General features: G+C 66.3%; 9 protein-coding genes. 5 read left to right on the top strand and 4 right to left on the bottom strand.

Translation table 11 applies throughout. The features are described from left to right. Together HU751_RS26005 and HU751_RS26000 are read right to left on the bottom strand one after the other, a co-directional pair. Nucleotides 1–4560, bottom strand: a complete 4560-nt coding sequence (locus HU751_RS26005; protein WP_186732883.1) for an RHS repeat-associated core domain-containing protein — start codon at nucleotides 4558–4560, stop codon at nucleotides 1–3. A gap of 150 nt (nucleotides 4561–4710) precedes the next feature. After that, a complete protein-coding gene (locus HU751_RS26000) occupies nucleotides 4711–17658 on the bottom strand; it encodes a non-ribosomal peptide synthetase (protein WP_186732884.1) in 12948 nt (4315 codons plus the stop codon). A 319-nt stretch (nucleotides 17659–17977) separates the two neighbouring features. Between HU751_RS26000 and HU751_RS25995 the strand changes: the two genes are divergently transcribed. Next, a complete protein-coding gene (locus HU751_RS25995; protein ID WP_028692886.1) occupies nucleotides 17978–18505 on the top strand; it encodes an RNA polymerase factor sigma-70 in 528 nt (175 codons plus the stop codon). Nucleotides 18506–18687: 182 nt separating this feature from the next. Here HU751_RS25995 and HU751_RS25990 read toward each other — a convergent pair whose 3' ends face one another. Next, complete coding sequence (locus HU751_RS25990) at nucleotides 18688–19488, bottom strand: substrate-binding periplasmic protein (protein ID WP_186732885.1); 801 nt, start codon at nucleotides 19486–19488, stop codon at nucleotides 18688–18690. Nucleotides 19489–19676: 188 nt separating this feature from the next. Here HU751_RS25990 and HU751_RS25985 point away from each other — a divergent pair, with 188 nt between their 5' ends. Both HU751_RS25985 and ppnP read left to right on the top strand, forming a co-directional pair. After that, nucleotides 19677–20228 carry a 3'-5' exonuclease gene (locus tag HU751_RS25985; RefSeq protein ID WP_186732886.1) on the top strand — a complete coding sequence of 184 codons (552 nt, stop codon included), beginning with the start codon at nucleotides 19677–19679 and terminating at the stop codon, nucleotides 20226–20228. Nucleotides 20229–20301: 73 nt separating this feature from the next. After that, on the top strand, nucleotides 20302–20586 hold the full coding sequence (gene ppnP, locus HU751_RS25980; RefSeq protein WP_038705716.1) for a pyrimidine/purine nucleoside phosphorylase: 285 nt from the start codon (nucleotides 20302–20304) through the stop codon (nucleotides 20584–20586). 61 nt (nucleotides 20587–20647) lie between these two features. On the opposite strand, the gene HU751_RS25975 is transcribed toward ppnP, so the two are convergent. Continuing rightward, nucleotides 20648–21340: an alpha/beta family hydrolase gene (locus HU751_RS25975; RefSeq protein ID WP_367616997.1), complete on the bottom strand. Its 693-nt coding sequence runs from the start codon at nucleotides 21338–21340 to the stop codon at nucleotides 20648–20650. A gap of 49 nt (nucleotides 21341–21389) precedes the next feature. Here HU751_RS25975 and ccoN point away from each other — a divergent pair, with 49 nt between their 5' ends. Together ccoN and ccoO are read left to right on the top strand one after the other, a co-directional pair. After that, the gene (gene ccoN / locus HU751_RS25970) at nucleotides 21390–22814 is read left to right on the top strand and encodes a cytochrome-c oxidase, cbb3-type subunit I (RefSeq protein WP_186714778.1); all 1425 of its coding nucleotides are present in this window, start codon (nucleotides 21390–21392) and stop codon (nucleotides 22812–22814) included. Nucleotides 22815–22827: 13 nt separating this feature from the next. Then, complete coding sequence (gene ccoO / locus HU751_RS25965; protein ID WP_110739384.1) at nucleotides 22828–23436, top strand: cytochrome-c oxidase, cbb3-type subunit II; 609 nt, start codon at nucleotides 22828–22830, stop codon at nucleotides 23434–23436. Nucleotide 23437: the final 1 nt, after the last annotated feature.

Here is a 23437-nt window from a genome sequence, read left to right as displayed (position 1 = left end):
CTATAGCTTGCATCCGGAAGCGCCGTGACTGACATCAGCACGAAGTCTTCTATTAGCGTCCCTGAGCTGAATATCTTCTTGTATATAGAGCCTTAGATAGGCATTCTGCCGATCCACTTTTTTAACTTTACCGCTATCAACTTCAAACGAAACAAAATGGGTACTTTTCTCTTTGGTCAGCCCCATTTTACCTCTTACATTGGTGCTCTCCATTTCTTCTGGCGTTAGTGTCGTCACGTAGACACCCTTGGGCTTGCCTTGAATAGCGCCTCGCCCCCTGGCGCCGGGGTCACTTTGATTAATCACGCCTGTCCCCATGATTCCCTTATAACCTTCCTTGCTCGTGTAATGATAAACACGCACCACCTCCAAGCCTAACGGATCGATCCATGACAGAGGATTAGGCGCATATTGATAGAGGTTGATCCCGCCCCTCAAGCCTAGCGGGTCTTGCTGGGTAAATCGCCCGATATCCGGGTCATAGAATCTGAATGTGTTGTAGTGCAGCCCAGTTTCCCGATCCAGGTACTGCCCCTGAAAACGCACATTCTGCCGACTGACCTGCTCCGGCGCATGCCATTCCTCGCAGTTGTTGCCCCATACCTGGTGCTGCCCCTGCCAGGCAGTTATCCCGTGTTCGTCGGTCAGTTGCTCTACCAGGCCGACCAGATTCGTATGAAAGTGGAAAACCTGCTCATGCCCAGGCACCCCATCTACCCTGGCCAGCGGCTCATGGCCCACCGCGTCTGTGTACAGATAGAGACTCGGTTTGCCGTCCTGCACTTCTCGCAACAAACGCAGGCCTTGCCACTGAAACTCGGTTCGACTGACCGGCGCGTCCAGGTCGTCACGGTAGACTCGTTTGTCGATGCGCCTGCCCAAGGGGTCGTAAGTAAACTCGATCCGTTCGCGAAGCGGCCCACGCCGCTGACGGATACAAACCAGCCGATGCTCTGCATCGTATTCAAAGCGCTGGAGCAGACGATTGCCGGAGCGTTTCTCCTCGAGCCGACCAAAGCGGTCGTAGCGATAGCGTCTATCTTGGAACACCTTGACCCGGTTGTGCCGTACCCGACCGTTGACCTGATATCCCTCCAGCAGGTTGCCGGCAAGGTCGTAGCCAAAGTGCTCGACCATCGGCTGTTGCTGAGGCAACTGGCGTGACGCGCCATGGATTCGCTCGGTGGGCCCGTAGTCATAACCAATGCGCCCCTGGTAGCTGCCACGCCCACCGGCACCGGCCTGGAAACGACCGACCAGATGCTCAAGCTCCACCCCTAGCCCGCTACCAGCGCGCTGGGTCTGGGTCAGTACCTCGCCGACAAGGTTGTCCGCCGCATCGTACTCATAGTCCTTCTGCAGCAAGGGCATGCGGGTGCGCTCGCCATCCTGATATTCCACAGCCTTGCGCAGCAGGCGCCGCGTACTGTCATAACGGGTTCTGGTAAGCAATGCACCCTGGCTGCGCAAGACCTCGCCGTGTAACGCATCGCGCTCGAAGTCGCTGATCACCCGCCCGTCGAGATTGATCTGGTGCAGATGTCCGCTGCCATAGCACAGGTAGTTGATCCGGCGGGAATCAGGCAGCGTCAAGGTCTGCAGGTTACCGAGGGGATCATAGGTGTAACCGAGTTGCCCTGGACCCTGGCTTTCGCTCAGCAATCGCCCCATGGCGTCGTAGGTGAAGTCCAACTGCTGGACCTGCCCACTACGGTGAGTGAAATGGATCGCCAGCAGATTGTCAGCAGCATCGTAGCGGTAGGTCGTCTCGCCATCGTCGGTCCGCTTGCACAGCAGACGACCGACTGCATCGTGTTCATGGTGGTGGACCTGTGCAAACACTTCGGGCTCATCCGGGCTGCCCGGCAACACGGGCTCCGCTTCGCGGCATGGAAGCACGGTGCGTTGGGTGATCGCATCCAGGGCATCATAAAGCAGACTGAAACCGCCACCATCGAGGTTACGCTGACCAACCAACCGGTCTAGCGCATCCCACTGGAAGCGATAGTGCTCGCCGTTCTCGTTTTCCAACTGCTGCAAGCGGCCATAGGCATCCCAGTGCAACCGCACAGTGTGCCCCAGCGCATCAGTACGCTGCAGCAGTCGGCCGCTGCCGTCGTATTGCCATTGGGTCATGCGCTGCGCTGGGTCGACATGGCGGGCCAACTGACCGGCGGCATCGACCTGATAGTGCTCGACCCGGCCATCGGCCAATTCGCGCTGCTGCAGATGGCCACGCACATTGAAACGATAGCGCGTGGCGCCGCCCTCGGCATTGTGCACCTCGCTCAGGTGCCCACGCAGGTCGTAACGATAGTGAGTCTGTTGCCCCGAGCAATCGCGTGAGGCAGTCAGCTGGCCACGCCCGTTCCACTTGAACGAACGTTCCTTGCCTATGGCATCGACACTACGCACCATACGTCCCTGACGATCGTGGTCGTAACGTGTCAGTTGCCCGAGTGGATCGACCTCGGACAACAGGTTGCCCCGAGCATCATAGGTATAACGACGCTCATGCCCTGCTCCGTCGACGATACGGGTGGGCAAGGCCCAATGTTCGGTGTAGCCGATGCTTTCACGACGCCCCAACGGGTCGGCAGTGGCAACCACGCGCCCGAGCGCATCGTAGCTATAGGACCACTCACCACCTTGTGGATCGAGGGTGCGCCGCAACAGGCCATCGACATAGTCGTGCCGCCAGCAATATCCCAGCGCATCGATGTAGGTGTGGACCTCGTTCAGCGCGCCCCAGTGATAGTGCTCCTCACGCCCCAGGCCATCGATGACCTGGGTATGGCCATGCTCCAGGTCATAGATGAAGCGATAGTCCTCGCCGTCGCTGCCCCAGTGCCGAACCACGCGCCATTCATGCTCGGGCTGCAGCTCCAACAGCGCGGGCATGGCGTAAGGCGTGCCATCCAGACTGCACGGTTGGCGCGCCGGCGGTGGCGTGAAGCGGGCCCACTCGTAGTACCGCGTAGCCCCCATGGGCAGCGTATGGCTGGCCAGCAACCCTTGGTCGGTGTAGGTAAACTGCCTCAGCAATTGCCCTTCGGCATCGGCGACAACCTCCAATTGCCCTGCCGAGGTGTAGCGATACTGCACCAGGCATTCGCGCTGCTCGACGGCAAAGGCCTGACCGGCCCGCAAGTACAGTCTGTGGATCTCGGCTACCCGGCGCGGTTGCCCGTCGGCATAGCGCAGTTCGATGAAGGTCCGGGCCGAGCTGTCGCCGAGGAACTGCAATCGGCCTTGTTCGTCGTAGAACAGCTCCAGGCAATTGAGGTTGCGATCACCGACCTTGACCAGGCGCGACCGCCGACTGTCCAATGGATCGGTATGGAACACCTGGTACAACCCGCTGTTGATGTCCTCGACGATGGTGAAGCCGTTGTCCTGATGAAAAAACGCCAGGCCATCGAGAATGCTGACGAAGGCACTGCCGACCTGCAGACGCCCGAGCTCCAGCCTGGTGCCCTCATCATCGACGTAGATCCACAACTCGCCCCCCTCAGGGTGCGCGACACGCTCCAGGCGCACTTCGTAGGGCACACTCCAACCTATGCCGAACAGGCCATCGCCACGCCGGTCGTTGCTGTCATAGCGCCGCGCCCAAGTGATCGGGACCAGCGCCGCGAGTTTGAAATCCACATCCTCGGGACCATCCTGGAATTTGCTGCCCATGGCTGGAGCCACCGGGTTGCCCACCCCGCAGCGGCGACCCTTGAGCATGCCCCGGCGACTGATGAGCATCCCGGCAATCAGGCCAATGATCTTCGCCACAGCGCTCTTGCCGTCGTGGATGTCGCGCACGGTGGTGGTGCCGCCACCGATGCGCACATTGGGCGAGTAGGTCATGCCGATCGGGCCGTCGCAGGTGGTCTTGTCTCCGACCCGCGCTGCCGGCTGGCCGTTGATGAACACCTTGTCCGAGCCCTGGGCAACGAACTGTTCGGGCATTGGAGGGTGCTTGCTGCAGACCGCCTTGTCCTCGGGCTTGGGAATCGATCCGGGCGCGGCCGGCGTGGTCACCGGCGGGTTGAAGATGCTGTTGATCTCCTGCGCCAGGCCGATCACCGGCAATACAATCGAGGCGCCGACCATGGCGTAGGCCCCGATGTTTTCGAGGATCGACGGTTCATCGGCTGGGCCCGGTGCCTCGACCGGGCCACCACTCACCCCGGCGGCGCGCGCCGCGAGGATGCCGTTGATGCGGGTATTGTGCGAGCCACTGCTGATCGAGCCGTACGGCTCGGGCGGGAACAGCGAATTGCCGACCCAGTTGCTGAAGTCGCTGATATGGTCGCCAATGCTCTTGTCTTCACCGGCCGGCAGCATGGCGGCGGCACTGACCATGACCCCGGCGATCAACGGCGTGAGCACGGCGGCGGCACCACCGGTACCGACCACCGCGACCACCGCGCCACCAATGGCGGCACCGACCGCGGCGACCGCCGCCGCATAGACGGCAGCCTCGACCAGGCCACTGACCAGCTCGGCCATCAGCGGGGGATGAAGTATGAGATCGCCCATGCGGGCGGCATGCAGGCTATCGTCCATGAAACCAGTGGAATCCTTGCGAACTGAGCGTTCAGCCTAGCACCGGCAAGGGTGAGGATTACATGGTGGCCCGGCGCCACTTCGGCGCGTCAACGCAGGGCTTGCCTGATCCTGTGGGAACAGGCAGGCCCCGCGCTGAAGGCAATGCAGTTACAACGCCTCCAGCTCCGCCATAAGGTCGCTCAACCGATCAACCTTGGCGTCATCCAGCGCGCTGTCCTGCAGCCCGCGCACGTACTCCGCCAACTCTTCCACCGTGCTGCACTCGAACATCGCCCGCAACGGCACGTTCAACTGCAGGGCCTTCTGCACCCGCGAGGCGATCTGCGTCGCCAGCAGCGAATGCCCGCCCAACTCGAAGAAGTTGTCGCGCACGCCCACCCGTTCGGCCTTGAGCACATCGGCCCAGATGCCGGCTAGGGTCTGTTCCAGTTCGTCACGCGGCGCCAGGTAGGCCTGGCTGTGCTGGCCGCCGATCTCGATGGCCGGCAGCGCCTTGCGGTCGAGCTTGCCGTTGGCGTTGTGCGGCAGGCTGTCGAACCAGCCCCAGTGCAGCGGCACCATGTACTCCGGCAGTTCGGCGCGCAGGCGCTGCTTGAGCTGGTCGAGCAGCGCGGCATCGGCGGCGACGCCCTGGTGCGCCACCAGGTAGCCGACCAGGTGCTTGCCGTTGACGCCTTCCTGCACGCCCACCGCGGCATCGCGCAGCTCGGCTTGCTCGTGCAGGCGTGCCTCGATCTCGCCCAGCTCGATGCGGTAGCCGCGGATCTTCACCTGGTGGTCGATACGCCCGACGTACTCCAGCACGCCATCGGGACGGCGGCGGGCCAGGTCGCCGGTGCGGTACAGGCGCTCGCCCGGCGCACCATACGGATGCGGGATGAAGGCCTGGGCGGTGCGCAGCGGATCGCCGACATAGCCACGACCCACGCCGGTACCGGCGACGCACAGTTCACCCACCGCGCCCAGCGGCACCAGGGCCTGGTCCTCGCCGAGCAGGTACAGGCGGTTGTTGTCGGTCGGCGTGCCGATCGGCAGGTAGCTGCCCTGGGTCGAGGCGGCGTCGACGCGGAAGAACGCCACGTCATCCGAACACTCCGCCGGGCCATAGGCGTTGACCAGGCCGATGGCCGGGTAGCGCTGCAGCCACTGGGCGGCCAGCTCGGGCGGCATGGCCTCGCCGGTCGGCAGCATCCAGCGCAGGCCGTCGAGGGCCTGGTGGTCGTTGGCCAGCATGCCCTGGATCAGCGACGGCACGCTCTCCAGCACGGTGATGCCGGTGGCCTGCACATGGCTCAGCAGGCCCTGCGGGTCATGGGCGATGGCGTTCGGCACGATTTCCACCTTGGCCCCGAACAGCGGCGCGGCGAGGAACTGCCACACCGAGATGTCGAAGCTCTGCGAGGCGGTCTGGGCGATTACGTCCTGCTCGTCCAGGGCCAGGTACGGCACCTTGCTCAGCTGGTTGTTGAGCATGCCGCGCTGCTCGACCATCACGCCCTTGGGCAGGCCGGTGGAGCCGGAGGTGTAGATCACGTAGGCGAGGTTGTCCGGCGCGCTGTGGATGCCGGGGTTGTGGCTGGCCACGTTGCTCGCCTGCACCTCTTCCCAGACCAGCAGCTTCGGCCGTGCCGCGCCCGCCACTTCGTCGAGCAGCTGGCGCGCCTGCTCGGCGCAGGCCGCGCTGCACACCAGCACCGGCGTGCGGCTGAGCTCGACGATGCGTTGCAGGCGCGCCGACGGCAGGCCCGGATCCAGCGGCAGGTAGCCGGCGCCGGCCTTGAAGCTGCCGACGATCATACCCAGCAGCGCCAGGCCACGCTCGGCCAGCAGCGCCACCGGTTGGTCGATGGCCACGCCGGCCGCGACCAGGGCATGGCCGAGGCGGTTGGCCGCCACGTTCAACCCGGCATAGTCGTAGGCGGCCTCCAGGCAGCGGGCGACGGTGCGCTGCGGGTGCGCGGCGACCCGCGCCTCGAACAGCTCGACGTAGCTCTGCTCCAGGGCGTAGCTGTGCTCGGTGCGGTTGCAGTCGTCGAGCAGGAAGCGCTGCTCATCGGCGCCCAGCAATGCCAGCTCGTCCACCTCGCCGTCGAAGCCTTCGACCAGCGCCAGCAGCAGGCGCTTGAACTCGGCGAGCAGGCGCTCGACGGTCGGGTAGTCGAAATAGCGCTGGTCGAACGACAGGTGCAGGCCCAGGTCGTCGCCCGGGTAGCACACCGCGGTCAGCGGGAAGTTGGTGTGGGTACGGCCCGAGTCGGAACTGGCGTCCAGGTGCTGGGCATGGTCGAGCACGGCGGTTTCCACCGGGGCGTTCTCGAACACGAACAGGCTGTCGAACAGCGGCTGGCCCTTGGGCAGCTCGCTGCATTCCTGGATCGCCACCAGCGGCAGGTACTCGTACTCGCGCAGCTGCATGTTGCGGTCGAGCAGGCCTTGCAGCCAGTCACGCACGCTGCGCCGCTCGCCGGGCTGCGGCATCTGCACGCGCAGGGCGATGCTGTTGATGAACAGGCCGACCGTGCGCTGCATCTGCGGCAGGCTCACCGGGCGCCCGGCCACGGTGACGCCGAACACCACGTCGCGGTCGCCGCTGTAACGGGCCAGGGTCAGGGCCCAGGCCGCCTGGGCGAAGGTGTTGACCGTCAGCTGGTGAGCCTGGGCCAGTTCGCGCAGGCGCGCGCCCTCGCTCACCTCGAGGCGGGTGTAGCAATCGCCCACCACCATGCCGTCACCGGCGTGATCGTGGCGCAGCGGCCGATCGCTGGGGATCGCCGTGGCCCGTTCGAAGCCGGCCAGGTTGGCCTGCCACCACTGGCGCGCCTCGTCGAGGTCCTGGCGCTGCAGCCAGCCGATGTAGTCGCGGTAGCGCGGCGGCACCGGCAGCTGGGCCTGGCGCCCTTCGCCCAGGGCCTGGTAGATCTCGAAGAAGTCGTTCATCAGCAGCGAGCGGCACCAGGCATCGATGAGGATGTGGTGGTTGCTCATCATGAACCAGTAGCGCGCGTCGTCGACGCGCACCAGGCGCAGGTGGAACGGCGCTTCGCGCAGCAGTTCGAAGCCGGCCTCGCGCTCCTGCTTGTGCAGCGCCTGCAGGCGCGCTTCCTGGGCGGCCTCGTCGAGGCCGCGCCAGTCCTGGTAGTCCACCGGGGTCTTGCCGGGCTTGTGGATGATCTGCAGCATCGCTTCGCCGGCGTTCCAGCTGAACGATGCGCGCAAGGCCTCGTGCCGTGCCACCACGGCCTGCCAGGCCTGGGCGAAGCGCTCGGGATCGAGGGCACTGTTGATGCGGTAGCGGTCCTGCATGTAGTAGATGCCGGTGCCCGGTTCGAGCAGGGTGTGCAGCAGCAGGCCTTCCTGCATCGGCGTCAGCGGGTAGACGTCCTCGATCTCGGCGGCCGGAATCGGCAGCGCGTCGATCTGCTCCTGGGTCAGTTGCGCCAGCGGGAAGTCCGACGGCGTGAAGCTGCCGTTGCCGTCCGCCAGGCAGTGGCCGACCAGGGCCAGCAGCTCCTGGCGGTAGGCTTCGGCCAGGCGGGCAATGGTCGCTTCGTCGTAGCGCTCGGCGCTGAAGCTCCAGCGCAGTTGCAGCGCGCCGCCGTACACCTGGCCATCGACGCTCAGCCAGTTCGGCAGCGGCGCATCGAGGTCATGGGCCAGGCCTGCGGGGGCGTCCAGCGGCTGGAACAGCGCCGCCTGGTCGAACTGCTGGTCGAACTGACCCAGGTAGTTGAATGTGATGCGCGCCTGGGGCAGCGCGGCCATGCGTTCGCGCCCGGCCTCGTCGGCCAGGTAGCGCAGCACGCCATGGCCCAGCCCCTTGTGCGGCACCTGGCGCAACTGCTCCTTGATGCGCTTGATCGAGCCGGCACGAGCCGATTCGCCTTCGCCCATCTGCGGGCTCAGGCTCAGTGGGTAGGCGTTGGTGAACCAGCCGACGCTGCGGGTCAGGTCCATGTCCTCGAACAAGCCGTCGCGACCATGGCCTTCCAGCTGCACCAGCACCTGTTGATCGCCGCTCCACTGGCACAGGGTGCGCGCCAGGGCGGTCAGCAGCAGGTCATTGACCTGGGTGTGGTAGGCCGCCGGCGCCTGTTGCAGCAGCTGGCGGGTCTGCTCTACGTCCAGCTCGATGGCGATGCTGCGGGCATGGCGGTGCAGGTTGCCGCCCTGGGGGTGGTCACAGGGCAGTTCGCGACGGGCGTTGCCCAGTTGCGCTTCCCACCAGCCCAGCTCGTCGCGCAGTGAATCGCTGCCGGCATAACTGGCCAGGCGCGCCGCCCAGTCGCCCATGGCATGGGTCTTGGCGGCCAGCGTTTCACCGCGGTACAGCGCCTGCAGGTCTTCCAGCAGGACGCGCCAGGACACGCCATCGACCACCAGGTGATGGATCGCCAGCAGCAGGCGCTGGGCGCCCTGGTCGTCGCCGACCAGCAAGGCGCGCAGCAGCGGCCCCTCGGCAAGGTCGAGGCTGCGCTGCACATCGGTATAGAGCGCCTGGCAGTCCTCGAAATCGCTCACGGTCGCGGTCCACAGCAACGGCTGGCTGCTCGGCTGGGCGTACTCGGCCTGCCAGCGGCCGCTGGCCTGGCCGAAGCGCAGCCGCAGGCTGTCGTGGTGTTCGACCAGCGCGGCCAGGGCCTGCTCCAGCGCCTCGGCCTGCAGCGGCTGGCGTACCTGCAGCAGCACGGCCTGGTTCCAGTGCTGTGGTTGCGGCACTTCGCTGTCGAAGAACCAGTGCTGGATCGGCGTCAGGCCGGTTCTGCCCTCACGCGGTCCTTGCTCGATGCTGCTCGGAGCCTCGCTGCGGGTCACCACCGCAGCCAGGGTCTGGATGGTCTGGTGCTGGAACAGGTCGCGCGGGGTGAATTGCAGCCCCAGCTGACGGGCCCGGCTGACCACCTGGATCGACAGGATCGAGTCGCCGCCCAGCTCGAAGAAGTTGTCCTGCACGCCAATGCGCGGCAGGTTGAGCACTTCGCGCCAGACCTGCGCCAATTGGCTTTCCAGCTCATTGGCCGGGGCCTGGTAGTGTTGGCGCGCCTGCTCCAGGTCCGGCGCCGGCAGCGCGCGGCGGTCGAGCTTGCCGTTGCCCATCAGCGGCAGGCTGTCGAGCAGCACCAGGTGCGCCGGTACCATGTAGTCCGGCAGGTGCTGGCGGGCATCGGCCTTGACCGCCTCGCGCAGCAGGGCCTGGGCCTCGCCATCGGCGCTGGCCTGTGGGCACACCAGGTAGCCCACCAGCTGCTTGCCGCCCGGCAGGTCGAGGGCCAGGACCACCGCCTCCTCGACGTCGACATGCTCCTGCAGGCGGCTCTCGATCTCGCCCAGCTCGATACGGAAGCCGCGGATCTTCACCTGCTGGTCGGCACGCCCGACATATTCCACCAGGCCATCGGCGCGCAGGCGCACCAGGTCGCCGGTGCGGTACAGGCGGCCACCGTCATGGCTGAACGGGTCGGCGAGGAAGCGCTCGGCACTCAAGCCCGGACGGTCGTGATAACCCTGGGCCAGGCCCGCGCCACCCACGTACAGCTCACCGATGCCGCCCTGTGGCAGCAGGGCCAGGTCGTCGTCGAGGATGTAGGCGGTGCGGGCACCGATCACCCGGCCGATCGGCACGCTGCCGGCATCGACGGGCAGCGTGTCCGGTGCCAGGCACGCCAGCGGCATGACCACGGTCTCGGTCGGGCCGTAGGCGTTGAAGAACTGTTGCGGGGCAAAGGCCTGGCGGATGCGCTGCAGGTGTTCGCCGGTCAGCGCCTCGCCACCGGTGATCACCAGGCGCACCGGCAACTGCACGCCCTGCCCGGCCAGGTACTGGGCCAGCTGGCTGCCGTAGCTCGGGGTGAAGCCGAGCACGCTGACCTGCTGCTCGCGCACCAGCTGGCAGATTTCCTCGGCGCCCCACTGCCCCTGGGCACGCAGCACCACGCGGGCGCCGCACAGCAGCGGCACCAGCAGGCGTTCGCTGGCGGCGTCGAAGTTGATCGAATAGAAATGCAGCTCGCAGTCGTCGCTGCGCATGCCGAACTCGGCGATCACCGCCTTGCAGTGCATGGCGATTTCACCGTGGCTGACCACCACGCCCTTGGGCTTGCCGGTGGAGCCGGAGGTGTAGATCAGGTAGGCCTGGTGCTGCGCCAGGTTGAGGTTGTCCAGGGCGGCGTCGCTGTAGGCGGACAGGCTCGCGGCATCGTCCTCCAGGCTCCAGCGCGCGACGCCCGGCGGCAGTTCGCCCAGGGTTTCGAGCAGGTCGCGCTGGCCGATCAGCAGGCCGAGGCGGCTGTCCTCGATCATGTAGCGCAGGCGGTCGAGGGGGTACTCCGGGTCGAGCGGCACATAGGCGCCACCGGCCTTGAGAATGGCCAGCAGGCCCACCACCATCTCCAGCGAGCGCTCCAGCGCCAGGCCCACCCGCACCTGCGGGCCGACGCCACGTTCGCGTAGGGCGCGGGCCAGGCGGTTGGCCTGCTGGTCGAGCTCGGCATAGCTCAGGTGCTTGCCGGCAAAGGTCAGGGCCAGGGCCTGCGGGGTGCGCTCGGCCTGGGCGGCGAACAGCCCGTGCAGTGTCTGGTTCAGCTCGAAGTCCTGCTCGCCCTGGAGCTGGCCGATCAGCACCTGCTGCTCGGCTTCGGCGAGCATCGGCAGTTCGCACAGGCGCTGTTGCGGGTCTTCGATCAACGCCACCAGCAGCTGCTGCCAGTGCTCGGCCATGCGGGCGATGCGCGGTTCGTCGAACAGGTCGCGGCTGTAGGTGAAGCAGCAGCCCAGGCGGCCGTCGAGGTCGGTGACCTCCAGGTACAGGTCGAACTTGGTGGCGCTGGCGTCGTTGACCAGGTAGTCCACCTGCATGCCCACCAGCTCACGGCTCTGCTGGAAGGCCCAGCGCTGCACGTTGCACATCACCTGGAACAGCGGGTTGTAGGCGCTCGAACGCGGCGGCTGCAGGGCCTCGACCAGTTGCTCGAACGGCAGGTCCTGGTGCGACTGGCCATCGATGATGGTCTGGCGCACCTGGTCGAGCAGCGCGCCGGCGCTCATCTGCCCATCCAGCTCGCAGCGCAGCACCTGGGTGTTGAGGAAGGCGCCGATCAGCCCCTCGCTTTCCGGGCGGATGCGGTTGGCCACCGGCGCGCCGATGCGCAGGTCGCGCTGGCCGCTGTAGCGGTGCAGCAGCGCGGCCAGGGTGGCGGTCATGGTCATGAACAGGGTCAGGCCGCGCTGGCTGTTGAAGGCATGTACGCGCTTGACCAGTGCCGGATCCAGGTCGAAGCGGTAGAGCTCACCCTGGTAGCTCTGCACCGCCGGGCGTGGACGGTCGGCCGGCAGCGCCAGCACCGGGTGCTCGTCGCCCAGGCGGTCTTTCCAGTAGGCCAGCTGACGGGCGCCCTCGCCGCTTTCCAGCCACTGGCGCTGCCACACGCTGTAGTCGAGGTACTGCACCGGCAGCGGCGCCAGCGGCGACTCGCGCTCGTCGACGAAGGCCTCGTACAGCTCGCCCAGCTCACGGGCGAAGATGTCCATGGCCCAGCCTTCGGTGACGATGTGGTGCAGGGTCAGGACGAAGTAGTGCTCGCGCTCGCCGGCCTTGACCAGGCAGGCGCGCAGCAGCGGGCCGCGCTCCAGGTCGAACGGCTGGTGCGCCTGGTCGTCGGCCAGTTGCTGCAGGCGTTGCTGGCGGGCCTCGTCGGCCAAGGTGCTGAAGTCGTGCCAGTGCAGTTGCAGGTGGCTGTCATCGGCCACGCACTGGTAGGGCTTGCCGTCGATGCTGGGGAAGGTAGTGCGCAGGGTTTCATGGCGCACGATCAGCGCCTGCAGGGCGCGCTCAAAGGCGTCCACATGCAGCGCTCCCTGGAAGCGGGCCATGCCGCCGACGTTGTAGGCGGGGCTATGCGGGTCCATCTGCCAGAGGAACCACATGCGCTGCTGCGAGTACGACAGCGGCACGGCCTGGCGGCGGTCGACACGGGCGATGGCGCCTTGGCGGTTACGCTCGCCGCTGCCCTGCAGGCGGGCGATCTCGGCGCAGAACGCGCCCAGTTCGCTGGCGTCGAACAGGGCCTTGAGCGGCAGCTCGACATCCAGCGCCTGGCGGGTGCGCGAGACGATCTGGGTGGCCAGCAGCGAGTGGCCGCCGAGGGCGAAGAAATCGTCCTGCAGGCCGACCTGCGGCAGGTTCAGCACCTCGCGCCAGATCGCCGCGACCTGCTGCTGCAGCGCGCTCTGCGGTTCGACATGTTCACGTTGCTGCCAGACCGGCGCCGGCAGCGCCTTGCGCTCGACCTTGCCGCTCGGCCCCAGGGGCATCTGCGCCAAGTGGATGAGCTGCGTCGGCACCATGTAGGCCGGCAGGCGCTCGGCCAGCGCGGCCAGCAGCGCGTCGCTCTGCTCGATGCCGCTGTAGTAGCCCACCAGCTGGGCGCCGACGGCATCCTGGTGGATCAGCACCAGGGCCTGGGCGACACCCGGCTGGGCCAGCAGCACCGCTTGCACTTCCTCGGGCTCGACGCGGAAACCGCGCACCTTCACCTGCTGGTCGAGGCGACCCAGGTATTCCAGGGCCTGGCTCTGCACATGCCAGCGGGCGCGGTCGCCACTGCGGTACAGGCGCGCGCCGTCGCCATCGGGCTGGGGCACGAAGCGTTCGGCGGTCAGCCCCGGGCGGCCGAGGTAGCCACGGGCCAGGCCCGCGCCCCCCAGGCACAGCTCGCCGGGCACGCCCGGCGCGCTCAGCTCGAATTCGTCGTCCAGCACCCGGCACAGCACATTGCCCAGCGGGCGGCCGATGGGCGAGCGGGCGCCATCACTCGCCTGGCAGTGCCAGTGGGTGACGTTGATGGCGGTTTCGGTCGGGCCGTAGCGGTTGTGCAGTTGCACTTGCGGCAGCAGCTGCAGCGTGCGATCACGCAGGGCCGCGGACAGCGCCTCGCCTCCAGAGAACAGCCGGCGCAGGCTGGTGCATCCAGCGGCCAGCGGCTCCTGGACGAACACCTGCAGCAGCGGCGGCACGAAGTGCAGCGTGGTCACTCCGTACTGCTGGATCAGCTGGGCGATGCGCTGCGGGTCGCGGTGCTCGCCGGGGCCGGCCAGCACCAGCCGGCAACCGCTGACCAGCGGCCAGAAGCACTCCCAGACCGACACGTCGAAGCTGATCGGCGCTTTCTGCATCAGCACGTCGCTGTCGTCCAGCGCGTAGGTTTGCTGCATCCACTGCAAGCGTTCGGCCAGGGCCGCGTGGGTGTTGCCCACGCCCTTGGGCTGACCGGTGGAGCCGGAGGTGTAGATCACGTAGGCAAGGTTGTCGCCGTGCAGGTGCAGGCCGGGGGCCTGGCTCGGCCAGCTGTCCAGGTGCAACTGGTCGAGGGCGATGGCGCTGACGCCGTCCACCTGCGGCAGCTTGTCGAGCAGGCTGCCGTGACTGAGCAGCAGGCCGGCCTTGCAGTCGGCCAGCATGTAGGCCAGGCGCTCGGCCGGGTAGTCGGTGTCCAGCGGCACATAGGCGCCGCCGGCCTTGAGAATGGCCAGCAGGCCGACCAGCAACTGTGGCGAACGCTCCAGGGCGATGGCCACGCAGGTGTCCGGGCCGACGCCCTTGTCACGCAGGTAGTGGGCCAGGCGGTTGGCCTGCTGGTGCAGCTCGGCATGGCTGAGCTGGCCGCCCTCCCACACCAGCGCGGTGCGCTCGGGGGTCAGGCGGGCCTGTTCATTGAGTTGCTCGACCAGCAGCCGCGGCGCGCTCGCCATTGGCGCCTGCCCCCAGCCGAGCAGTTGCGCGCGGCCCTGCTCGTCGAGCAGGCGCACTTCGCCAAGGGCCAGTTGCGGTTCGGCGCAGACCTGCTCGAGCAAGGCCAGCAGATGACTGGCCAGGCGCTTGACGGTGGCCGCCTCGAACAACCCGGCGGCGTAGTCGAAGGCCAGCGTCAGGCGGCCCTGGTGGTCTTCCTCGCTGTGCAGTTGCAGGTCGAACTTGGCCTCGCGGCTGTGCCACGGCAGCTCTTCGGCCAGCAGCCCGGGCAGGCGGCGCAGGGCCGACAGGTCGCGCTGCTGGTGGTTGAACATGACCTGGAACAGGCCCTGCTCACGGGCCTGCGGCAGCGCTTCGAGCAGTTGTTCGAAAGGCAGGTCCTGATGGGCCTGGGCCTCCAGGGTGGCCTGGCGCGCCTGGGCCAGCAGCCCGGCGAACGGCAGGCGGCCGTCGAGCTCGGCGCGCAGCACCTGGGTGTTGATGAAGAAGCCGACCATGCCCTGGGTTTCCAGGCGCAGGCGGTTGGCGTTGGGCACGCCGACGCGGATGTCGCCCTGGCCGCTGTAGCGGTGCAGCAGGGCCTGCCAGCCGGCCAGCAGGACCATGAACAGGCTGGCCTGCTGGTCGCGGGCCAGCTCCTTGAGGGCGCTGGTCAGCGCCGCCGGCACCTTGAGGCTGTGGCGCGCGGCGCGGGTGTGCTGCTGGCTGGCGCGAGGCTGGTCGGTGCACAGGTCGAGCACCGGCAGTTGATCACCCAGCGTGTTCTTCCAGTAGTCGAGCTGACGGGCGCTCTCGCCGTCGGCCAGCCACTGGCGCTGCCACTGGCCGTAGTCGGCGTAGCCCAGTGTCAGTTCGGGCAGTTGCACAGCCTGGCCCTGGGCGGCGTAAAGGCGGGCGAACTCATCCAGCAGGATATTCAGCGACCAGCCGTCAGCGACGATGTGGTGCAGGGTCACCCACAGCTGGTGCTCTTCATCGTCCAGGCGGGCCAGGGTCACCCGCAGCAGCGGGCCCTGACGCAGGTCGAACGGCTGCTGCGCCTCGTCCTCACGGCGCACGGCCACCTCGGCGGGCGACAGCCCTTCGAGATCCAGATGACGCAGGCTGAACGGCTGGCTCGGCAGGATGCGCTGCACGGCCTGGCCGTCGACCTCGTCGAACAGCGTGCGCAAGGATTCGTGGCGGGCGACCAGTGCCTGGAAGCTCGCCTGCAGCGCCGCCTCGTCAAGCTCGCCGCGCAGGTGCAGACCGGCGGGGATGTTGTAGGCGGCGGACTGCGGCTCCAGTTGCCACAACAGCCACAGGCGATTTTGTGCCAGTGACTGCGGCAACGCCTGGTCGCGGTCCTGGTTGCGGATCACGCCGGCTGCGCTGCCGCCTTCGGCGACAATGGCCGCCACGGCGGCGCTGTACTCGGCCAGGGTCGGCGCTTCGAACAGGGTGCGCAGGCTCAGTTGCAGGCCCAGCTCGTCGCCCAGGCGCGCGGTCACCTGGGTGGCGGCGATGGAGTTGCCGCCCAGCAGCAGGAAGTGATCATCCGCCGCCACCGATTCGACCTTGAGCAGCTCACGCCAGATACCGGCGATCCGTGCCTGCAGGTCGTCACCCGCCACGCCATTGCCCTGCGCCGTTTGCGCCGTCGGGAACCGCGCATAGATATCCAGGCTGCCGTCGTTCATGCGCAGGCGGCAGGCCGAGCGCTGCAGCTTGCCGCTGGAGGTCTTGGGCAGCGCGCCGGGGTTGAGCAGCAGGACCACGGCCGGGGCCTGGCGGCAGGCGTCGGCGATGACCCGACGCAGGGTGTTGATCAGCGCCTCGGGCGTGTGCGCCTTCTGCACGTTGCGGCTGATCTCCACCGCCACGCCGATGCCCTCCTCGCCCTGGTCATCGACGGCGAATACCGCCACCCGGCCCTTGCGCAGCACCTCGACCTCACGCTCCAAGGTCTTTTCCAGGTCCTGCGGGTAAATGTTCTGGCCACGGACGATGAGCATGTCCTTCAGGCGTCCGGTGACGAACACCTCGCCGTCGCGCATGAAGCCCAGGTCGCCAGTGCGCAGCCAGGTCTGGCCGTCCATCTCGACGAAGGTGCGGGCGCTGGCCTCGGGGTTGCGCCAGTAGCCCAGGGCGATGCTCGGGCCGCCGGCCCAGATCTCGCCCACCTGGTTGTCAGCCAGTACCTGCAGCTGTTGCGGCTCGACGATGCGCACCACGTGGCCCGGCTGCGGATAGCCGCAGCTCATCAGCACGCTGCCCTTGCCCGGCTCGGCACGGTTGGCGGCGAAGGCCTCGGCATCCAGTTCCAGGGCGCCGATGCCCTGGCCACGGCGGCTGCCGCTGACGAACAGGGTGGCCTCGGCCAGGCCATAGCTGGCGAAGAAGCTGCTGGCGTCGAAGCCACAGGCGGCAAATTTTTCGGCGAAGGTGTCGAGGCTGTCCTGGCGGATCGGCTCGGAACCGGAATAGGCCACGCGCCAGCGGCTCAGGTCCAGGCCGGCGAGCGCGGCCTCGCTGACCCGCTCGCTGCACAACCGGTAGGCGAAGTCCGGGCCGCCGCTGATGGTGCCGCCGTATTCGCTGATCGCCTGCAGCCAGCGCAGCGGTCGGGCTAGGAAGTATCCCGGCGACATCAGCACGCAAGGCACGCCGCTGAAGATCGGCTGCAGCAGGCCACCGATCAGGCCCATGTCGTGGTACAGCGGCAGCCAGCTGACGATCACGTCATCCGGGTTCAGGTCGATGCCGAACCCCTGGCGGATCAGCTGTTCGTTGGCCACCAGGTTGCCGTGGCTGACCTGCACGCCCTTGGGCAGCGCGGTGGAGCCGGAGGTGTACTGCAGGAAGGCGATGTCATTGCCTTTGAGCTCAGGCTCGCGCCACTGCTCGGCCAGCTGCGGATCGAGACGATCCACGGCCAGCAGGCCCGGAGCGTTGGCGCCAGCCAGGGCTTCGAGGCCCTGCAAACTGTCACACAGCGCTTCTACCGTCAGCAGCAGGCGCGGCTCGGCGTCGTCGATGATCGACAGCAGGCGTTCCTGATGATGCTGGCGCGAAGACTCCGGCGGATAGGCCGGCACGGCGATCACCCCGGCGTACAGGCAGCCGAAGAAGGCCGCGACATAGTCCGGGCCGCTGGGGAACAGCAGCACGGCACGCTCGCCGAACCCGGCCCGGGCCTGCAACGCCGCGGCGATGGTCCGCGCGCGCTGGTCGAGGTCCCGGTAGCTGAGCACCGCCTGCTCGCCGGGCGCGTCGGCCAGAAAGCGCAAGGCGATGCGCTCTGGGGTCTGGGCGGCGCGCTGCGCCAGGGCCTGGACCAGCGAGTGCGGGAGTTCGAAGGCGTCCGTCATGGATTGTTCCTGCCAGTGTCTGGGTGAGTCGCGCCTGACTGACCCGCGCACGACAGGCGGGCAGTGTTCGGCAGCCGAGATGTACACAGGGGAACGGATGGGCCGGGGAAGAAATTAGGCCTGTCGGACGGCCCGGGAAGGCCGGGCGCAGAGGGATGGAGTGAAGCAGTTCACAGCCTGGAGCTTAGAACCAAAATGGATCAAAACTCATTAACTTTCGTATTTGACAATCATTATCATTACGCATAGTTTGTCGCACGTCGTAGGAAGCCTCCCTCAGGGGTGCGCTCCCACTCCTCTTCGAGACAAGGTGATTTCCATGGCGGAACAACTATCCACAAGTAAGTGCGATTCACCATTACTCCAGGCATTCGTCGACAACCGCAGCATCCTGGTAAAGATCGCGGCGCGCATCACCGGTTGCCGCTCCCGCGCCGAGGATGTGGTGCAGGACGCCTTCTTCAGGCTCAGTGCCGCCCCGCAGATCACCTCTTCCTTCAAGGCCCAGCTCAGCTACCTGTTCCAGATCGTGCGCAACCTGGCCATCGATCACTACCGCAAGCAGGCCATGGAGCTGAAATACACCGGCAGCGAAGAGGAAGGGATGAATGTGGTCATCCAGAATGCCTCGCCCGAAGCCACCCACATCAATCTCGCCACCCTGGAACACATCGCCGACGCCCTCGACGAACTGCCCAAGCGCACCCGCTACGCCTTCGAGATGTACCGCCTGCATGGCGTGCCGCAGAAGGACATCGCCAAGGAGCTGGGGGTGTCGCCGACGCTGGTCAACTTCATGATTCGCGATGCGCTGATCCATTGCCGCAAGAGCAGCCGCCTGGGCTGACACCCTCACCGAAGGGCAAACCCCGCCCCTGTGGGAGCGGCCTTGTGTCGCGAAAGGGCCGCAAAGCGGCCCCAACGATCGTTGCGTCAACACTGAATCTGGGGCCGCTACCGGCGCGTTTGCCTAGGGCACTGCAGAATCTTGCACGCTCATTACTGAATACGCGGCAACTTCGCCGAAATTTAGTCGTGCGGCGCTTCGACGGTGATCTTGTAGGGCTGGAAGATGCGCAGCAGCTCGCCATTCTCCCGCAGCTGGCGCAACAGGCTGGCGAAAGCCTCGGGGCTGATGGCCGCACCCGGGCGCAGCAGCGCGTAGTGATGATAGACCTGGTCGACCCGTTGCGATGCCAGCAACTGGCCGGCGCTTTCCGGGTTGCGCTTTAGGAAATCGCTGAGGTACGAGCGGGTGACCAGGGCGATGTCGGCACGCCCACGCTCGACCATGTTCAGGTTGCTGTCGTGGGAATAGGTCAGCGTGGCACGGTAGCGCTTCTTCAACCAGGCCGGGTCCGCGTTGAAATCGGCGAAGGCGTAGTGGTAGCCATTGAACAGCGCCAGGCGCTTGCCCTCGAGGTCGTCGAAGTAATGCTGGTCACGCCCGGCCTGCTGGCGACTGACGAAGATCTCGGCATCCTCCAGGCCCATGTCCACCGCCTTGTGCTCGATCTCCTGCCAGCCCCACTGCGGATTCTCGAAGATCGCCATGTCGGTGCGGCCCTGCTGGAAATCGCCGAAGCGCCGGGGAATCGAGGTGGGCACCAGGACGAAACGGTACAAGGACTGCGAACGGTTCAGTGACTCCACCAGTTGCGGCAGCAGACCGGTATCGGCCCCCTGCTCCGGACGCACGGTGTAGGGCGGGAAATGCGCCGCCCCGATCTTCACTTCCCGCACCACCTCGGCCTGTGTCGCGGCACTCAGCAAAACCGTCGCGAGCAGCAACAGGGAGGACGACAGCTTGGCATTGGGCAGTGGAATCAAGTCGGGGCACTCATCACGGGTAAAGGCCTGAATGCACCTAAGCTAGGCGTTTTCCCGCACAGGCACAACCGCCGAATATGCCAAAGTGCCAGGGGATGTCGTGGACCTCGAGTTTGGCTACGCTCTACTGGCCTGCGCACGCGCCGCGGCGAGCGCGCAGGCTTTTTTGCATTGATAGGGAGCCTGGCATGGGCCACTGGTTGGTGATCGACCTGGAAGCCACCACCGACGACGGCGGCTGGCCGGTCACGGAGATGGAAATCATTGAAATCGGCGCAAGCCTGGTCACCCGCGACGGGCGCGAGGTCGATCACTTCCAGCGCTTCGTGCGGCCACGGCGGCGGCCGCAGCTGACCCCCTTCTGTCGCGAGCTGACCCACATCGGCCAGGCCGAGGTCGATGCCGCCGCGCCCTTCCCCGAGGTCTGGACCGTGTTCGAACGCTGGCTGGGCCATCACCAGGCGCAGTTGCAGGCCTGGGTCAGCTGGGGCGACTACGACCGCAAGCAACTGCTGCAGGAATGGCAGGCACATCATGTGCGCAGCCTGCTGGAGCAACTGCCGCACATCAACCTCAAGCAACGCTTCGCCAAGGCCCGCCACCTGCAGCGCCCGGCAGGCCTGAACAGCGCCCTGCAACTGGCCGGCCTGCAGTTTACCGGGCAACAGCACCGGGCCCTGGAAGACGCCCGCAACACCGCGCGCCTGCTGCCCCTGAGCCTGCCACCGGGCAGCGCCTGAAACAGATGACGCAGGGGCGGGCCTTGGGCATACTGGCCAGCCCTTTTTTCAGTCCTTTTTCAGGAGTCGCCCGATGTTCAAGGTCAATGAGTACTTCGATGGCACCGTCAAGTCGATCGCCTTCGAAGGCAAGGAAGGTCCGGCCACCGTGGGCGTGATGGCCCCGGGCGAATACGAGTTCGGCACCGCCAAGCGCGAGATCATGCACGTGGTCTCCGGTGCCCTGAGCGTGAAGCTGCCAGGTAGCGACAACTGGGAAACCTTCAACGCGGGCGACAAGTTCAACGTGGCCGCCGACAGCAAGTTCCAGCTGAAGGTGGCCGTGGATACCGCTTACCTGTGCGAGTACCGCGACTGAGCTGAGGCCCTCATCGCGGGGCAAGCCCGCTCCCACGAAGAGCGGGCTTGCCCCGCGATGGCTACACCCGCAGGAAAGCCGCTACCCGCTCCGCCGCCGCCTGCATGTGCTGCTCATGACTGAACCCCGACGCCTTCAACGGCTTGAGGTCATGATCCGCCGCCACCAGCCAGCTCACCTCGATCGCCGGCGATAGCGCATACCCTGCCACCGCCTCACGATTGCCCAGGGCATCCCGCTCGCCCTGCACGATCAACGTTCGCGTGCGCAGCCCGGCCAGGTGCTCCACCCGTGGCTTCTCCGGTTTGCCCACCGCATAGAACGGATACCCCAGGCACACCAGCGCATCGGCGCCCAGTTCATCCGCCAGCAGGCTGGCCATGCGCCCGCCCATGGACTTGCCGCCGACAGCCAATCGCCCTGCGACCAATGGTCGCAGCTGGTCGTATACAGTCCGCCAGCATTCGAGCAACACCTTCTGCGGATTGGGTGGCCGCTTGCCGCCGTTCAGGCGCCGCTCGGCCATGTACGGGAACTCGAAGCGCACCACCCCTACCCCTTGCCCCGCCAGCCTTTGCGCCATGTCCTCCATGAACCCGCTGTCCATTGGCGCACCGGCGCCATGGGCCAGGATCAGGCAGCTGGAAATGCCGCGATCCTCCGCCATTTTCGGAGGATCGCAGCGCAAGCCTGGGACATTTCCGATCTTCGCCCATTGATCCCCGTCAATACCGGCACTTTGCCCATTAATCATGCTTGCCTCGCTGTTTAGCCTGCCTATAACCGTGGATGGGAACCCATACATGAACACAACCAGCAGTACCGCCTACAACTATCAGGTGGTCCGCCAATTCGCCATCATGACGGTGGTGTGGGGCATCGTCGGGATGGGGCTCGGCGTCTTCATTGCCGCCCAGCTCGCCTGGCCCGCCTTCAACCTCGACCTGCCGTGGACCAGCTTCGGCCGCCTGCGACCCTTGCACACCAACGCGGTGATCTTCGCCTTCGGCGGCTGTGCCCTGTTCGCCACCTCCTATTATTCGGTGCAACGCACCTGCCAGACCACCCTGTTCGCGCCACGCCTGGCCGCGTTCACCTTCTGGGGCTGGCAACTGGTGATCCTGCTGGCGGCGATCAGCCTGCCGCTGGGCTACACCAGCACCAAGGAATACGCCGAACTGGAATGGCCGATCGACATCCTGATCACCATCGTCTGGGTGGCCTATGCCGTGGTGTTCTTCGGCACGCTGATGAAGCGCAATACCAAGCACATCTACGTGGGCAACTGGTTCTTCGGCGCCTTCATCCTCACCGTGGCGATCCTGCACATCGTCAACAACCTGGAAGTGCCGGTCAGCCTGACCAAGTCCTACTCGCTGTACGCCGGTGCGACCGATGCCATGGTGCAGTGGTGGTACGGCCACAACGCCGTGGGCTTCTTCCTCACCGCCGGCTTCCTGGGGATGATGTACTACTACGTGCCCAAGCAGGCCGAGCGCCCGGTGTATTCGTATCGCCTGTCGATCGTGCACTTCTGGGCGCTGATCACCCTGTACATCTGGGCAGGTCCCCACCACCTGCACTACACCGCGCTGCCGGACTGGGCGCAGTCGCTGGGCATGATCATGTCGCTGGTGCTGCTGGCCCCGAGCTGGGGTGGCATGATCAACGGCATGATGACCCTCTCGGGCGCCTGGCATAAGCTGCGCAGCGACCCGATCCTGCGCTTCCTGGTCGTCTCGCTGGCGTTCTACGGCATGTCCACCTTCGAAGGCCCGATGATGGCCATCAAGACGGTCAACGCCCTGTCCCACTACACCGACTGGACCATCGGCCACGTCCACGCCGGCGCCCTCGGCTGGGTGGCGATGATCTCCATCGGCGCGCTGTACCACACCATCCCGAAAGTGTTCGGCAAGGAACGCATGTACAGCCTCGGGCTGATCAACGCGCACTTCTGGCTGGCCACCATCGGCACCGTGCTCTACATCGCCTCGATGTGGGTCAACGGCATCGCCCAGGGCCTGATGTGGCGCGCGGTCAACAGCGACGGCACGCTGACCTACTCGTTCGTCGAAACCCTGGTGGCCAGCCACCCAGGCTTCGTCGTGCGCTTCGTCGGCGGCGTGATCTTCCTCAGCGGCATGTTCCTGATGGCCTGGAACACCTGGCGCACCGTGCGCGCCCCGGCTGCCGAGCAAGCCACCGCCAACGCCCAGCTGGCTTGAGGAGTAGAGCCTGATGAACCATGAAGTCGTTGAGAAAAACATAGGCCTGATGGCCCTGCTGATGGTGTTCGCCGTCAGCATCGGCGGCCTGACCCAGATCGTCCCGCTGTTCTTCCAGGACGTCACCAACAAGCCGGTCGAGGGCATGAAGCCCTACACCGCCCTGCAGCTCGAAGGCCGCGACATCTACATCCGCGAAGGCTGCGTGGGCTGCCATTCGCAGATGGTCCGGCCGTTCCGTGCCGAGACCGAGCGCTACGGCCACTACTCGGTGGCCGGCGAGAGCGTGTGGGACCACCCGTTCCTGTGGGGCTCCAAGCGTACCGGTCCGGACCTGGCCCGGGTCGGCGGCCGCTACTCGGATGACTGGCACCGCGCGCACCTGTACAACCCGCGCAACGTGGTACCGGAATCGAAGATGCCGTCGTACCCATGGCTGGTGGCCGCGCAGGTCGACAACAGCCACACCGACGTCAAGATGCGCGTCCTGCGCGGCCTCGGCGTGCCCTACACCGACGACGACATCGCCGGTGCCAAGGACGCGGTCAAGGGCAAGACCGAGATGGATGCGCTGGTCGCCTACCTGCAGGTGCTCGGCACCGCGATCAAGAACAAGAGGTGAG

This window comes from Pseudomonas peradeniyensis (genome assembly GCF_014268935.2).
Taxonomy (GTDB): Bacteria; Pseudomonadota; Gammaproteobacteria; order Pseudomonadales; family Pseudomonadaceae; genus Aquipseudomonas; species Aquipseudomonas peradeniyensis.
The sequence above is the reverse complement of the archived record's forward strand: the minus strand, read 5'-3'. Positions and strand labels throughout refer to the sequence as shown.

Bases quoted from the DNA above. Each gene is read 5' to 3' on its own strand.
- HU751_RS25975 (WP_367616997.1), bottom strand. From the start codon at position 21,340: ATGATTAATGGGCAAAGTGCCGGTATTGACGGGGATCAATGGGCGAAG.
- ppnP (WP_038705716.1), top strand. From the start codon at position 20,302: ATGTTCAAGGTCAATGAGTACTTCGATGGCACCGTCAAGTCGATCGCC.
- ccoN (WP_186714778.1), top strand. From the start codon at position 21,390: ATGAACACAACCAGCAGTACCGCCTACAACTATCAGGTGGTCCGCCAA.
- HU751_RS26000 (WP_186732884.1), bottom strand. From the start codon at position 17,658: ATGACGGACGCCTTCGAACTCCCGCACTCGCTGGTCCAGGCCCTGGCG.
- ccoO (WP_110739384.1), top strand. From the start codon at position 22,828: ATGAACCATGAAGTCGTTGAGAAAAACATAGGCCTGATGGCCCTGCTG.
- HU751_RS25985 (WP_186732886.1), top strand. From the start codon at position 19,677: ATGGGCCACTGGTTGGTGATCGACCTGGAAGCCACCACCGACGACGGC.
- HU751_RS26005 (WP_186732883.1), bottom strand. From the start codon at position 4,560: ATGGACGATAGCCTGCATGCCGCCCGCATGGGCGATCTCATACTTCAT.
- HU751_RS25995 (WP_028692886.1), top strand. From the start codon at position 17,978: ATGGCGGAACAACTATCCACAAGTAAGTGCGATTCACCATTACTCCAG.